This is a genomic window from Ramlibacter sp. (assembly GCF_036383835.1).
GTDB lineage: Bacteria > Pseudomonadota > Gammaproteobacteria > Burkholderiales > Burkholderiaceae_C > Ramlibacter.
In genome coordinates this window covers 1-15,108 of record NZ_DASVNN010000009.1, presented here as the reverse complement: position 1 = coordinate 15,108, position 15,108 = coordinate 1, and the positions used below count along the sequence as shown (strand labels likewise).

9 protein-coding genes are annotated in these 15,108 nt (G+C 70.8%); all 9 read left to right on the top strand.

Annotation, left to right across the window (positions count from 1 at the left end; all coding sequences use genetic code 11):
* The first annotated feature begins 276 nt into the window (after positions 1 to 276).
* A complete protein-coding gene (locus VF522_RS01335; RefSeq protein WP_330906402.1) occupies positions 277 to 942 on the top strand; it encodes a GntR family transcriptional regulator in 666 nt (221 codons plus the stop codon).
* 76 nt (positions 943 to 1,018) lie between these two features.
* Positions 1,019 to 2,380: a malonyl-CoA decarboxylase gene (locus VF522_RS01330; RefSeq protein ID WP_414709416.1), complete on the top strand. Its 1,362-nt coding sequence runs from the start codon at positions 1,019 to 1,021 to the stop codon at positions 2,378 to 2,380.
* A 33-nt stretch (positions 2,381 to 2,413) separates the two neighbouring features.
* Positions 2,414 to 3,409: a tripartite tricarboxylate transporter substrate binding protein gene (locus tag VF522_RS01325; RefSeq protein ID WP_330906401.1), complete on the top strand. Its 996-nt coding sequence runs from the start codon at positions 2,414 to 2,416 to the stop codon at positions 3,407 to 3,409.
* 7 nt (positions 3,410 to 3,416) lie between these two features.
* Positions 3,417 to 4,202 carry an enoyl-CoA hydratase/isomerase family protein gene (locus VF522_RS01320; RefSeq protein ID WP_330906400.1) on the top strand — a complete coding sequence of 262 codons (786 nt, stop codon included), beginning with the start codon at positions 3,417 to 3,419 and terminating at the stop codon, positions 4,200 to 4,202.
* Positions 4,203 to 4,215: 13 nt separating this feature from the next.
* Entirely contained in the window at positions 4,216 to 5,742 is a 1,527-nt protein-coding gene (locus VF522_RS01315; protein WP_330906399.1) for a malonyl-CoA synthase, read from the top strand.
* A gap of 118 nt (positions 5,743 to 5,860) precedes the next feature.
* A complete protein-coding gene (locus tag VF522_RS01310) occupies positions 5,861 to 6,232 on the top strand; it encodes a hypothetical protein (RefSeq protein WP_330906398.1) in 372 nt (123 codons plus the stop codon).
* 38 nt (positions 6,233 to 6,270) lie between these two features.
* The gene (locus tag VF522_RS01305; protein WP_330906397.1) at positions 6,271 to 7,269 is read left to right on the top strand and encodes a chemotaxis protein CheB; all 999 of its coding nucleotides are present in this window, start codon (positions 6,271 to 6,273) and stop codon (positions 7,267 to 7,269) included.
* A 33-nt stretch (positions 7,270 to 7,302) separates the two neighbouring features.
* Complete coding sequence (locus tag VF522_RS01300) at positions 7,303 to 10,539, top strand: CheR family methyltransferase (RefSeq protein ID WP_330906396.1); 3,237 nt, start codon at positions 7,303 to 7,305, stop codon at positions 10,537 to 10,539.
* 63 nt (positions 10,540 to 10,602) lie between these two features.
* Positions 10,603 to 15,108: chemotaxis protein CheB (locus VF522_RS01295; protein ID WP_330906395.1), on the top strand; the 4,506-nt coding region annotated here is incomplete at its 3' end.

Below are 15,108 nucleotides of genomic sequence, written 5' to 3'. Positions count from 1 at the left end.
CGAATTCCAAGCGAATGGACACGGTATCTCTCTCCTGCCACGGCATGAGAACCCTCCGAAGTGTTATCCACACCCCGAAAGCGTTACCTATGTCCTCGCACGGGTGTTACCCATGTCCCCAGTCCAAACACCCACCCTACGTGACTCAGAACGCGCACGCCACGGCCGAGCAGCCCTCCGTCGACGGCCGGGTTCTCCCTAGAAAAAAGTGCCCCACGGCCCGCGTGTCTTGCTCCATAATTACCCGTAATTACAGGAAATTACGGCGAGCCCATCATGCGCCTGGTCCACAACTCCCTGCACGACGAGGTCGCTTCCCAGCTTCGGGAGCGCATCTTCGCCGGCGAGCTGTCGCCCGGTTCCTTCATGGACGAGGTGCGCCTCGCCGAGGAGCTGAAGATCTCCCGCACCCCGCTGCGCGAGGCGCTGAAGGTTCTCACCGCCGAGGGGCTGGTGCGGCACGAGCCGCGCCGCGGCTGCTTCGTCAACGAGGTGACCGAGAAGGACCTCGACGAGATCTTTCCCGTGATCGCGCTGCTGGAAGGCCGCTGCGCCTACGAGGCCGCGCTGCACGTCACCGATGCCGACGTCGTGGTGCTGGAAGACCTGCACCAGAAGCTGGTGCGCTACGCCAAGGCCAGGCGCACCAACGAGTACTACGAGACCAACTTCGCGATCCACGAGGCGATCATCGCGCTGGCCGGCAACCGCTGGCTCGCCGGCGTGATCAGCGACCTGCGCAAGATCGTCAAGCTCGCGCGCCTGCAGCAGCTGCACGCGCCGGGCCGCCTGGACCAGAGCCTGTCCGAACACCTGTCCGTCTTCGCCGCACTCAAGGCCCGCGATGCCGAGGGCGCCGATGCCGCCATGCGAACCCACCTGACACGCCAGCGCGACGCGCTGCGCGAGCTGGCCCGCGCCCAGCGGCCGAGGCTCGCATGAGGACTACAGATCATTCAACTTGCATGAAGGCGGTGACGAAGTGAGCCCCTCCGACTGGATTTCCCGCGGCGTCTCCATGTGGCGCCCCGGTTTCGAACCGAAGGCCACGGCCGGCACCTTGCGCGAGCCGAAGCCGATGGCGTCGACCGCCGCCGTGGCGCAGGCGCCGTCCGCCCGCACCACGCGCGAACGCCTCGTCGCCACGTGGCGCCGCGGCGAGGAAGCGCTGTCGCCGCGCGTGCTGCGCAAGACGCTTGCCGACCTGCAGTCCATCGTCGACACGCGCGTGAGCGAGGTCGAGGGCGGCCGCCGCGCCAAGGCCTTCGCCAAGTGGTACGCGACGGCCTCGGCCGACGAACGCCGCGACGCCTGGTCGCTCATGAGCGAGCAGTTCGGTCCCGACCCGAAGAAGATCGCCTCCGCGCGCGAGCACTACGAGGCTTCGCACGGCACGCCGGAAGAGGGCGCCGCCGAGATCCGCCTGCGCAAGGCGATGGTGTCGCCGCGCACGCGCCTGATGCAGCGCTTCGCCGCCTTCCCCGAAGGCATGCGCTTCCTGGTGGACCTGCGCGCCGAGATCCTGCCGCACCTCAAGGGCGACAAGCGCCTGATCCCGCTCGACGCCGAACTGGAGACGCTGTTCTCCACCTGGTTCGACGTCGCCTTCCTGGAGCTGCGCCGGCTGTCGTGGGACTCGCCCGCTTCGCTGATCGAGAAGCTGATCAAGTACGAAGCGGTGCACGACATCCGCAGCTGGGCCGACCTGAAGAACCGCCTGGACAGCGACCGCCGCTGCTACGGCTTCTTCCACCCGAAGCTCGATGGCGATCCGCTGATCTTCGTGGAAGTGGCGCTCACCGACGCCATCTCCGACAGCATCACGCCGCTGCTGGACGAGACCGCCGCCGCGGCCGACCTCACGAAGGCCACCACCGCGATCTTCTATTCCATCAGCAACTGCCAGACCGGCCTGCGCGGCGTGAGCTTCGGCGACTCGCTGATCAAGCGGGTGGTGGAAACGCTGAAGGAAGAATTCCCCAAGCTCAAGACCTTCGCGACGCTGTCGCCGATCCCCGGCTTCCGCTCGTGGCTCGTGAAGAACGCGCCGGCCGACAAGCTCGCCGCCTGGGAAAAGCCGCTGGAGCTCGCCGCCAGGGCGCCCGAGCGCCAGGAACTGCTCGCCTTTGCCGCGCGCTACCTCGGCAAGGAGATGCAGGAGGGCAAGCCGGTGGACCCGGTGGCGCGTTTCCACCTGGGCAACGGCGCCCGCGTCGAGCGCCTGAACTGGGCGGGCGATCCCTCCGCCAAGGGCGTCAAGCAGTCTTTCGGCCTCATGGTGAACTACCTGTACGATCCCAAGCGCATCGACAAGCACCGCACCCTGCTCTCGCAGGGAGAAATCCCGATTTCCGGTGCCATCGAAGACTTGTACCGTTGAGCGCTTCCCCCCGACCCTGAAGGAGACAACTAGATGACAACAAATCGCCTCACCCGGCGCGATGTGCTGCGCGTGGCCGCCGCCGGCGCGGCTGCCGCCAGCGTTCCGTTCGCGAGCGCGCAGTCTTCGGGCTGGCCCACCAAGCCCGTCAACGTGATCGTGCCGTTCCCCGCGGGCGGGGGCACCGATGCGTTCGCGCGTCCGCTCGCCGCGCAATTCGCCAAGCAGACCGGCCGCCAGCTGATCATCGACAACAAGGGCGGCGCCGGCGGCACCGTGGGCGCCACGCTCGCCTCGCGCGCCGCGCCGGACGGCTACAACTTCTTCATGGGCGCCGTGCACCACACGATCGCCCCGCACATCTATCCGCGCCTCGACTACGACCTGCAGAAGGACCTGATCCCGATCTCGCTGGTGGCGCGCGTGCCGCAGGTGATCGTGGTCAATCCGCAGCGCATCCCGGCCAAGGACTTCAAGGAGTTCCTGGCGCTGGTGAAGGCCAACCCGGGCAAGTACAACTACGCCTCGGCCGGCAACGGCACCTCGCACCACCTCGCGGGCGAGCTGTTCAAGCTGCAGACCAAGACCTTCATCACGCACATCCCCTACCGCGGCGCCGGCCCGGCCCTGCAGGACCTCATCACCGGCAGCGCCGACCTGATGTTCGACGGCCTCGGTTCCTCCGCCGGCCACATCAAGGGCGGCCGCATCAAGGCCCTGATGGTCGCGGGCAACGCGCGCAACGCCGCCTTCCCGGACGTTCCGTCCGCCAAGGAAGTGGGCCTGCCCGATTACAACGTGACCTCCTGGTACGGCATCTGGGCGCCCAAGGGCACGCCGGCCGACGTGCAGGCGCGCATGGCCGACGAGATCCGCAAGGCGATGGCCTCCGAAGAACTCAAGACGGTCTGGGCCAACCAGGGCGCCGAGTTCCCCAACCTGAGCCAGCAGCAGTTCGCCGCCTTCATCGACGGCGAGATCAAGCGCTGGGGCCAGGTGGTGAAGGCCTCCAACGTCAAGGCGGACTGACCGGGCCATGACGGGACAGGTGCGCCTTTCGGCACAGGGTTCCGTCGCCCGGGTCACGCTGTCGCACCCCGGCAAGCTCGATGCCATGTCGCGCGCGATGTGGCGCGAGCTGCGCGACGCCTTCGCCGCCATCCACGAGAACAGCGGTTTCCGCTGCGTCGTGGTGGCCGGCGAGAACGGCGGCTTCTGCGCCGGCGGCGACATCTCCGAATTTCCCTCCTTCCGCTTCCATCCGGACACGCTGCGCGCCTTCCACGAGGAAGACGTGTGGGGCGGCCTCGCCGCGATGCTCGCCTGCGAAGTCCCCATCGTGGCGGAGATCGAAGGCTCCTGCATGGGCGGCGGGCTCGAGATCGCCTGCTGCTGCGACATCCGCATCGCCGGCACCGCCGCGCGCTTCGGCGCGCCGATCGCGAAGCTCGGTTTCCCGATGGCGCCGCGCGAGGCGCAGTTGCTGGCCCACGTCGCGGGGGAAGCGACGCTGCGCGAGATGCTGCTGGAAGGCGTGCAGCTCGACGCCCGCGAGATGAAGGCGCGCGGCTTCCTGCAGCGCGTCGTGCCCAACGAAGACCTCGCGGCCGAAGTCGACGCCACCTGCGAGCGCATCGCGCAGCTGGCGCCGCAGGCCGCGCGCATGAACAAGCGCATCCTGCGGCGGCTGGCCGCGCGGGCGCCGGACGCGCCGCCGCCGGCGGACCTGCTGGCGCGCGCCTACGACTACGCCACGAGCGCAGAGCACCGCGAAGGCATCGCGGCCTTCCTCGAAAAAAGACCTCCCCGTTTCCAGACCTAGACGGACCGACGACATGGACAACCGCAACCTGTTTGCGGCGCTGCGCGCCGCTTTCCCCAAGAACCTCGACGCCATCGCGGTGGAGACCGACACCGGCCTGAACTACAGCTGGCGCGACCTCGAGCGCGGCACGGCCATGATCGCCAACCTGCTGCAGTCGCTGGGCATCGAGCCGGGCGCGCGCATCGCGGTGCAGGTGGAAAAGTCGGTCGAGGCCATGATGCTGTACCTGGCGACGCTGCGCGCCGGCTACGTCTTCCTGCCGCTCAACACCGCCTACCAGAAGGCCGAGATCGAGTACTTCGTCGGCAACGCCGAACCGGCGGTGGTGGTGTGCAGCCCGGGCAACTTCGGCTGGGTCAGCAAGATCGCCTTCCAGGCCGGCACGCAGCACGTGTTCACGCTGGGCGAGGACCGCAATGGCACGCTGCTGCAGCGCGCCGCGCAGCAATCCGACCAGCAGACGCCGGTGCGCAGCGCGGACGACGATCTCGCCGCCATCCTCTACACCAGCGGCACCACCGGCCGCAGCAAGGGCGCCATGCTCACGCACGGCAACCTGCTGTCCAACGCCGAGGTGCTCAAGGACTACTGGGGCTGGAAGGAGGGCGACGTCCTGATCCACGCGCTGCCGATCTTCCACGTGCACGGCCTGTTCGTGGCGCTGCACGGCGCGCTGCTCAATGGCAGCAAGATCCTGTGGTTCGGCAAGTTCGATCCGAAGAAGGCGATCGGGCGCATGGCCGAGGCCACCGTGTTCATGGGCGTGCCGACGCTGTACACCCGCATGCTGGCCGAACCCGCGCTGACCCGGGCGGCAGTCGGCAACATGCGCCTGTTCATCTCCGGCTCGGCGCCGCTGCTGCTCGAGACCTTCAGCGCCTGGAAGGAGCGCACCGGGCACACCATCCTGGAGCGCTACGGCATGAGCGAGACGATCATGCTCACCTCCAACCCCTACCACGAGGCGGAGGGCGAGCGGCGCGGAGGTACCGTGGGCTTCCCCCTGCCCGGCGTCGGCGTGCGCGTGCGCGACGAGCAAGGCAAGGAGGTGCCGGCCGGCGAGATCGGCGGCATCCAGGTCAAGGGACCCAACGTCTTCAAGGGCTACTGGCGCATGCCGGAGAAGACGAAGGAGGAGTTCACCGCCGACGGCTGGTTCAGGACGGGCGACGTCGGCAAGGTCGACGAGCTGCGCTACGTGACCATCGTCGGCCGCAGCAAGGACCTGATCATCAGCGGCGGCTACAACGTCTACCCGGCGGAGATCGAGGGCTACATCAACGACATGCCCGGCGTGGCAGAGAGCGCCGTCGTCGGCGTGCCGCATCCGGACTTCGGCGAAGTGGGGGTGGCGGTCGTGATCGCCAAGCCGGGCGCGCAGGTGGAGCCGGAGCAGCTCATCGCCACGCTGAAATCGCAGCTGGCGAACTTCAAGATCCCGAAGAGGTGCTTCGTGGTCAACGAACTGCCGCGCAACACCATGGGCAAGGTCCAGAAGAACCTGCTGCGCGAGGCGCACAAGGCGCTGTTCGCATAGCTGCGCTGCCTGCCTCGGAAGGCTCGCGGGCCCGAGACTTTTCCCTTGCAAGCAGGGGATTCCCTGAGTCCGCGGCCCGCCGGCTGCGTACACTGAATCTCCTGCACTGCAGCCCGCCATGTCCGCCTTCCAGTCGCAAGCCCTCGACGCCATCGCCTTCCAGCTCGTCGCTTCGCTGGAGAAGTACGAGCGCGACGTGGCCACGATGGTGGACACCTGGCTCGACATGGACCTGTATTGCCGGGTGAGCGAGCAGGTCGAGGAGATCCGGATGTACAGCGCGGCGCTGCCGCAGCTGAGCGTGCAGTGGGTGGAGCTCCTCATCGCGCACGCGGAACTGTTGCACTCCCTGTGGCGGCTGCGGTTCCGCGAAGTCGAAGCCGATCGCGGCCGGCTGGCGGAACTCCACGAGCGGCATGGCGATTGCGTGGTGACCCTGCGCGCGCGCGCGCTGCGCTTGCTGGCCTGCAGCGAGCGACGCAGGGCCTGAAGAGCCCCACCCGCAACGCCAGGGGTCCACAATGACCCATGGCGAACGATCCTTCCTTCAGCCACCTTGTCGTGGTCGGCGCATCCGCCGGCGGCATTTCCGCCCTGATGGAACTGGCGCAGTCGCTGCCGCCGGGCTTTCCCGCGCCGGTGTGCGTCGTGCAGCATGTCGGCGCCAACCTCAGCATCCTTCCCGAGCTCCTCGCCAACCGCGGCCCGCATCCGGCGGTGCATGGGCGCGACGGCCAGCTGCTCACGCCCGGCGTGCTGCACGTCGCGCCGCCGGACCACCACATGCTGGTGGAGGGGCGCCAGCTGCGCCTCACGCGCGGCCCGCGCGAGAACCACACGCGGCCCGCCATCGATCCGCTGTTCCGGTCCGCCGCCCTGGCCTGGGGGCCGCGCGCGATCGGCGTGGTGCTCACCGGCACCATGGACGACGGCTCCGCGGGCCTGTGGGCGATCAAGAGCCGCGGGGGCATCGCCGTGGTGCAGGACCCGGCCACCGCCGCGGAGCCCAGCATGCCGGAATGCGCGATCCGGGCGGTGGACGTGGACCACACGGTGGCCATCGACCGGATGGGGGCACTGCTGTCCCGCCTGGTGCGGCAGCCGCCCGCGGCCGAGGCCCCGCCGCCCGATGTCCTGGCCCGCGAGGTGGCGATCAATCGCGGAGAGGACCTCGTCGAGAACCTCACCGCCCTGGCCGCGCCGGCGGGCCTGTCCTGCCCCGACTGCGGCGGCGGCCTGTGGGAGGTGAAGGATTCGCCGCAGCTGCGTTTCCGCTGCCACACCGGCCACGCCTACGGCGCGCACTCCCTGGAACGGGCGCAGGCGCAGGCCAGCGAGCATTCCCTGCGCAGCAGCGTCCGCGCGCTGCAGGAGCGCGAGATGCTGCTGAGGCGCATGGCCACGATCGCCGATGCCACCGGCGACAACGCCCAGGCGGAGGCCGGCCGGCGGCAGGCCGACCAGTTGCACGCGCAGGTGCGCGAACTGCGTTCCCTGACCGCCTCGGTGGACGGCGAAGCTGCCTAGCAGGGACACTATGATCGGCGTACAGCCGACATCATGACGACAGACTACACGCCCGACGAAGCCGAGGAACAGCTGGGAGCCCGGCTCGACGATGCCGTGCCCACGCACGGCTACCACTCCGTGCCCGTGGTGGGCATCGGGGCCTCCGAGTCCGCGCTGCCGCAACTTCAATCGCTGCTGAACGGGGTGCCGGAGCAGAGCGGTGTCGCCTTCGTGGTGCTGCGCCACGACCTGCCCGCCACCTCGCAGGACGAATGGGCGCAGCGCATCGGCGAGATGACGCGGCTGAAGGTGGTGCCGGTGGAGAACTCGGTGCGCATCGAGAAGGACACGGTGTACTTGGTGCCGCGCGAGCGCGGCGCCCGCGCACTGGATGGTTCGCTGCTGCTCACCGACGGCGAACTGCAGCATGGGCGCATGGTGATCGACCTGTTCCTGCGCAGCATGGCCGACACGCACGGCGCGCACGCGGCGGCGGTGGTGCTCTCCGGCCAGGGTGCCGACGGCGCCATCGGCGTCAAGCGCGTGAAGGAGCGCGGCGGCCTGACCGTGGCGCAGGACCCGGACGAAGCCGTGTTCGACGCGATGCCGCGCGCCGCCATCGGCACGGGCATGGTCGACTGGGTGCTGCCGGTGCGCGACATGCCGCAGCGCCTGCTCGCCTACTTCCGGCTGGAGCCGCAGCTGCAGCTGCCGCCGGAGGAAGGGCCGCTGCTGCAGGAGGTGACGCGCCCGCAGGACGCCGACGCCCCCCTGCGCGACATCCTCACGCTGCTGCGCACCCGCACCGGCCGCGACTTCGCGCACTACAAGCGCGCCACGATCCTGCGCCGCATCGGCCGCCGCATGCAGGTCAACGGCGTGGAGACGCTGCCGCAGTACATGGACTGCCTGCGCACCCGTCCCGGCGAGCCGGCCGCGCTGCTGCAGGACCTGCTGATCACCGTCACCAATTTCTTCCGGGACGCGGGCTGCTTCTCCGCCCTGGAGCAGCACATCCCCGAGCTGTTCCACGGCAAGGGCCCGCACGACACCGTGCGGGTGTGGGTGGCCGCCTGCGCCACGGGCGAGGAGGCCTACAGCGTCGCGATGCTGCTGGCCGAACACGCCCGCACGATGGACGCGCCGCCGCTGATCCAGGTGTTCGCGACCGACCTCGACGAGGACGCCATCTCCGCCGCCCGCGAAGGCATCTTTTCCGACGCGATCGAGGCGGACGTGAGCGAGGAAAGGCTGCGCCGCTTCTTCGTCAAGGAGCACCGCGGCTACCGCGTGCGGCGCGAGCTGCGCGAGACGGTGCTGTTCGCCGTGCACGACGTGCTGAAGGACTCGCCGTTCTCGCGGCTGGACCTGGTCACCTGCCGCAACCTGCTGATCTACCTCACGCGCGAGGCGCAGCGGCGCGTGTTCGACATCTTCCATTTCGCCCTGCAGCCGCAGGGCAGGATGTTCCTCGGCTCCTCCGAGGCGGTGGAGGACGGCAGCCCGCTGTTCAGCACGATCGACAAGAAGCACCGCATCTACGGCCAGCGCTCGACGCCGCGCGTCGGCCTGCCGATCCCGTCGGCGCCGGGCACGCTGGTGCAGGCGCTGCAAATGCAGCAGAACCTGAAGGAGCCGCCGGTGGTGGCGGGCCGCGCGTTCGCGCAGCACCTGCAGGCCACGCGCCCGCGGGCGGCGCAGGCGGACCGCGTCGCCTCCTGGGGCGAGCTGCACCTGCGCCTGCTGGAGCACCTGTCGCCGCCCTCGATCCTGGTGGACGGCGAGTACGACATCGTGCACCTGTCCCCGAGCGCCGGGCGCTACCTGCAATTCGGCGGCGGCGAACCCACGCGTAACCTGCTGCGCGCCGTGCCCGCCAGCCTGCGCATCGAGCTGCGGGCGGCGCTCTACCAGGCTTCGCAGTCGCACGCGCTGGTCGAGGTGCCCGCCGTCCCGGTGGAAGTGCCGGGCAAGGGCTCGGTGCCGGTGGTGATCCGCGTCGCGCCCGCCAACGACATCGGCACCGACCTGTTCCTGGTGCTGCTGCAGGAGAACGCCGCGGAAGTGCCCGTGCAGCGCGTGGAGACCGACCGCGGCGCCAGCGATCCCGTCGCGCAGCACCTCGATCGCGAGATCGAGCGCCTGAAGTCGCACCTGCGGGACACCGTGGAGCAGTACGAGGCCTCCACCGAGGAGCTCAAGGCGAGCAACGAGGAACTGCAGGCGATGAACGAGGAGCTGCGTTCCGCCACCGAGGAACTCGAGACCAGCCGCGAGGAACTGCAGTCGATCAACGAGGAGCTCACCACCGTCAACCACGAGCTGAAGACGAAGGTGGAGGAGCTCGGGCATGCGAACAGCGACATGCACAACCTCATGGACGCGACGGCGATCGCCACCGTGTTCCTCGACCGCGATCTGCGCATCACGCGCTACACGCCTTCGGCCGTGAGCCTGTTCAACCTGATCCCCACCGACGTCGGCCGGCCGCTCACCGACCTGACCACGCACCTGCAGTATGCGGAGATGGGCGCCGATGCCACGCGCGTGCTGGAACGGCTGGTGCCGGTCGAGCGCGAAGTGGGGCAGTCCGACGGCAGCTGGTACCTCGCGCGCCTGCTGCCTTACCGCACCATCGAGGACCGCATCGCCGGCGTGGTGCTGTCCTTCGTGAACATCACGGAGCGCAAGCAGGCGGAGGAGGTCCGGCTCTCGCTGTCGGCGGTGGTGACGTCCACCACCGACGGCATCATCAGCTTCTCGCTGGACCAGACGATCCTGAGCTGGAACAGCGGCGCCGAACGCATCTACGGCTACACCGCGGAGGAAGCCATCGGCAAGCCGCTGTCGCTGCTGTCGCCGAACGACCCGGCGGAGCAGCAGCGCGTCGTGGAGACGATCACCGCCGCGCAGCGCGTGGAGAACCTGGAGACGGTGCGCGTGCGCAAGGACGGCAGCGAGGCGCGCGTTTCGCTCACGGTCTCGCCGATCCGCGACAGCCAGGGCAAGGTGATGGCGGGCACGGCGATCGTGCGCGACATCAGCGCCGCCCATGCCGCGGCCGAAGCCCTGCGCGCCACCGACGAGAAGCTGCGCCGCACGGTGGAGGAGACGCAGCGCGCGCTGCGCGACCAGCAGCTCGCCGCCGACCAGATCCGCAGCCATGCGGAGCGGCTGCTGCAGTCCGCCGCGCTGGCGCCGCAGCAGAAGGAAGTGGCCGAGGCCATTCGCCGCGACGCCATCCCGCTGCAGGAGGCGATCGCCAGGCTGCTGAACCTCGACGGCTGAGCCGCCGGAAGCGACACCCGCCCACTTGGCAGCGGCGCGCCGGTGGTTAGACTGGGCTTCACCATGAACGCCCAGCTCGCGCCGCTGGCCGCGGCGCCATTCGACGTCCTGGCCGTCGTTTCCTCCGCGGGCGGCCTGGATGCCATGTCTGCGGTGCTCGCCGACCTGCCGGCCTCCTTCCCCGTGGCCGTCGTGGTGGGCCAGCACCTCGGCGTCGAAAGCGCCCTGGTCGAGATCCTCGCGCGCCGCATCACGCTGCCCGTGGAGTGGGCGTGCGAGGGCGGCGAGCTGCAGCCGGGGCGCGTCTACGTCGTGCCGCCGCGCACGCGCCTGGAAGTGCTGCCGGACCGCACCTGCACCCTGTCGCAGCTGACCGGCGACCTGCTGGTGGAAAAGCCGCTCGACGTGCTGCTGCGGTCGCTGGCGGACAGCTGCGGCGCGCGCGCGCTCGCGGTGGTGCTCACGGGCATGGGCTCCGACGGCGCCATGGGCGCGCGCGCCGTGCGCGCCGCGGGCGGCGCCGTGGTGGTGCAGAGCCCGTCGAGCGCGGCCTTCCCCGACATGCCGCGCGCGGCCGCCGAGGCGGGGGCCGCCGACCTGGTGCTGCCGCTGGCGGAGATCGGCCGCGCCGTCCTCGACGTGACGGCCGGCGGCCGCTTCCCGCACCCGCGCAACGAACAGGAGGCGCGCGAGGCGCTGTTCGCCGGCGCCGGCGAGGCGCGGGCGGCGCTGCGGGCGGTGGAATGGTCGTCCACGCCGCCCGGCAACGTGCTCGACTGGCCGCAGAGCTTCAAGGCCATCGTCGCCACCATGCTGCATTCGCGCTTTCCCACGTGCATCTTCTGGGGCGCGGAGTTCGTGCAGGTCTACAACGACGCGTGGATCGCGGTGCTGGGAAGCAGCCATCCCGGCGCGGCGGGGGTGCCGGCGCGTTCCACCTGGAGCGAGATCTGGGCCGGCCAGGTCGCCGGCTACCGCTCGGTGCTGCAGACGGGGCAGGCCAGCTACTTCGAGGACCAGCTGTTCGAGGTGCGCCGCCACGGCTTCCCGGAAGAGGCGTATTTCACGGTGTCGCACAGCCCCGTGCACGACGACCAGGGCGCGGTGCAGGGCGTGATGACGATCGCCACCGAAACCACCGAGCGCGTGCTGGCCGCGCGCCGGCAGGGCGCGCTGCGCGCCCTGGCGGCTACCGGCGGCGCGGACACGGTGGGAACCGCCTGCGACAAGGCGGCCGACGTGCTCGCCGAGATTCCGCGCGACGTCCCCTTCGCGCTGGTCTACGCCTGCGACCGCGCTGGCCTGCGCGCGACGCTGCAGGCGGCGGTGGGCCTGCGAGGCGGCTCCGCGCTCGCCCCGCACGGCATCGATCTCGCCATCGCCGTCGCGCCCTGGCCGGTGGCGAAGGTGCTGCGCCAGGGCAGCAGCCTGGTGCTGAACGACCTGGCGGCGCGGCTGCGCGGCTTCCACGCGGGGCCGTGGCCGGAGGCGCCATCCTCGGCACTGCTCCTGCCGCTGGGAAGCGGCGGCGGCGAAGCCGGTGGCGTGCTGGTCGCCGGCCTGAGTCCCCGCCTGCCCCTCGATGCAGCCGGACGCGATTTTTTCGAGCTGCTCGCGCGGCAGCTGGGCAGCAACATCGCCGCCGCGGTGCTGCGAGAGGGCGAACGCCAGCGCATCGCGCAGCTGGCGGAACTCGATCGCACCCGGACCGAGTTCTTCTCCAACGTGAGCCACGAGTTCCGCACGCCGCTGACGCTGATCCTCGCGCCGCTGGAAGACCTGCTCGAGGCCGGGGGCGCGGAGGTGAGGCCGCTGCGGCGCGATCTCGAGATCGCCTCGCGCAACGCGCGCCGGCTGCTGAACCTGGTCGACACGCTGCTCGATTTCTCGCAGATCGAGGCCGACCGGCTGCGCGCGAACTTCCGCGCGGTGGACCTGGCCGCCTACACGGAGGACATCGCGGGGCTGTTCCGCAGCGCCGCCGAGCGCGCCGGCCTCGCCTTCGAGATCGCCTGCGAACCGCTCGCGGTGCCGGTCCGCGCCGACCCGGCCATGTGGGAGAAGATCGTCTCCAACCTGCTGTCCAACGCGCTGAAGTTCACCTTCGAGGGCGGCATCGCCGTGCGCCTGCGCGACCTGGGGCAGCACGTGGAGCTGGTCGTGAGCGACACCGGCGTGGGCATCCCGCCGGATGAAGTGGCGCTCGTGTTCCAGCGGTTCCACCGGGTGCGCGGCACCCGCGCGCGCACGGAGGAGGGCGCGGGCATCGGCCTGTCGCTGGTGCACGAGCTCGTGCAGTTGCACCACGGGCGCATCCGGGTGCGCAGCGAGCCGGGGCGCGGCTCGGTCTTCACCGTTTGGATCCCGCAGGGCCACGAGTCGCTGCGCCCGCTGGAGCCCGCGGGTGCCGAAGCGGCGCGGCACCGCACCGCCCGGCAGCTCGCCGGCGAGGCGGAGCGCTGGAGCGGCAGCACCGTGACCGCCGCGGGCACGCCTTCGGACGTGGTCGAGAGCGTGCTGGGGCCGGCCCATCCGGCGCTGCCCGCGCATGTCGCCGGCGCCCGCCTTCTGGTGGTGGACGACAACGCCGACATGCGCGAGTACCTCGCGCGCACGCTCGGTGGCCCGTGGCAGGTGACGGTCGCCGCCGACGGCGAAGAGGCGCTGCGGCTCGCCCGCGCCGACCCTCCCGACCTGGTGCTCGCCGACGTCATGATGCCGGGGCTGGACGGCTTCGCCCTGCTGCGCGAACTGCGCGCCGACGACGCCTTGAAGGCGACGCCGCTGGTCCTGGTCACCGCCCGGGCGCACGAGGATGCCGCCATCGAGGGCCTGCTGGCCGGCGCGGACGACTACATTGCCAAGCCCTTCTCCTCGCGCGAGCTGGTCGCGCGCATCGGGGCGCAGCTGGAGCTCGCGCGCGTGCGCCGCCAGGGCGAGCGGCAGGTGCGCGAGCTGCTCGCGCTGATGCCGGTGGGCGTGTACGCCTGCGACACGGCCGGCAACTTCGAATACTTCAACCGTACGGCGGCGGAGCTGTGGGGACGCGAGCCGCAGCGCGACGATCACTGGTGGGCCTTCTGCGGCGCGCCCCGCGCCCTGCTTCCGGACGGCGAGTGGCTGCAGCCGGACGATTCGGCGATGGCGCAGGTACTGCGAACCGGCCAGCCCGTGCACGGCCGCGAGCTCGCCATCCTGCGCGCGGACGGCGCCCGGCTCGAACTGCTGCTCAACATCCGGCCCCTGCGGGAGGACGGCCGCGTGGTGGGCGCGGTGAGCGCCTTCCTGGACGTCACCGCGCGCAAGCACGCCGAGCGCGCCCTGAAGACGCTCAACGAGGAACTCGAGGAGCGCATGGCCGAACGCACCGCGGCGTTGCGCGAGAGCGAGGCGAAGTACAGCGCCGCGTTCGACTCGATGGACGAGGGCTTCTGCATCATGGAGCTCGTCCGCGATGCGCGCGGCGACATCGTCGACCTCGTGTTCCGCGAGACCAACCAGGCCTTCACGCGGAACACCGGGCTGGCGGACGTGACCGGGCGCACGGTGCGCGAGCTGCTGCCGGCCCACGAGCCGTACTGGATCGAGGCGTACACCCGCGTCGCGCGGACCGGCGAGCCCGAGCGCGTGGAGAACTACCTGCGCGACGTCGACCGCTGGTACAACGTGTTCTTCACGCGGGTCGGCGGCGGGGGGAGCCGGCATGTCGCCGTGCTGTTCGCCGACATCACCGGGCGCAAGCGCGCGGACGCCGTGCTGCGCGAGAGCGAGGCGCGGCAGACGTATCTGCTGAAGATCAGCGACACGCTGCGGCCGATCGGCGACGCCCTGCAGGCGCAGGCGGCGGCCATGCGCGTGCTGGGCGAGCACCTCGGGATCGCCCGGGCGCAGTACTACGAGGTCGACGCCGGAGGCGAGTTCGTGGACGCGCGCGGCGGCTATGCCCAGTCCGGCCGGCCGCAGGCGGGACGCACCCGGCTGGACGCCTTCGGGCCGGGGCCGCGCGAAGCGTACCTGGCGGGCCGCACCTTCGTCGTCGAAGACACGGCGGCGCCGGCCATCGCCCCGGAACAGCGGCACATCTACGAAGCCTCGGACACCCGGTCCGCCGTGGGGACTCCCCTCACGAAGGACGGCCGGCTGGTCGCGGTGCTGGCGTTGAGCCACCACACGCCGCGCGCGTGGTCGCCGGCCGACGTGGCGATCGTCGAGGACACGGCGGAGCGGGTCTGGGCCGCCGCCCAGCGCGCGCAGGTGGAGGCGGCGCTGCGCGAACGCGTGGCGTGGCAGCGCGGCCAGCGCGAGGCGCTGGAGGCGGCACTGGAAGGCGCGCCGCTTGCGGAGTCGCTCGGCGTCCTGGTGGCGACGGCCGTCGAAGCGCTGGGCGAGGGCACGCGTGCCGCCTTCTACCTCGCCGACGGCCAAGGGCTGGGCCTGCACCCCATGGTGGGCCTGCCCGGCGACCCCGCGCAGGCGGCCAGCGGTCTTGCGATCGGGCCGGAGTCGCTTGCCTGCGACCGCAGCTGGAGCTTCCCGATCAAGGCGGCCCGCGGCAAGCTGGTCGGCTCG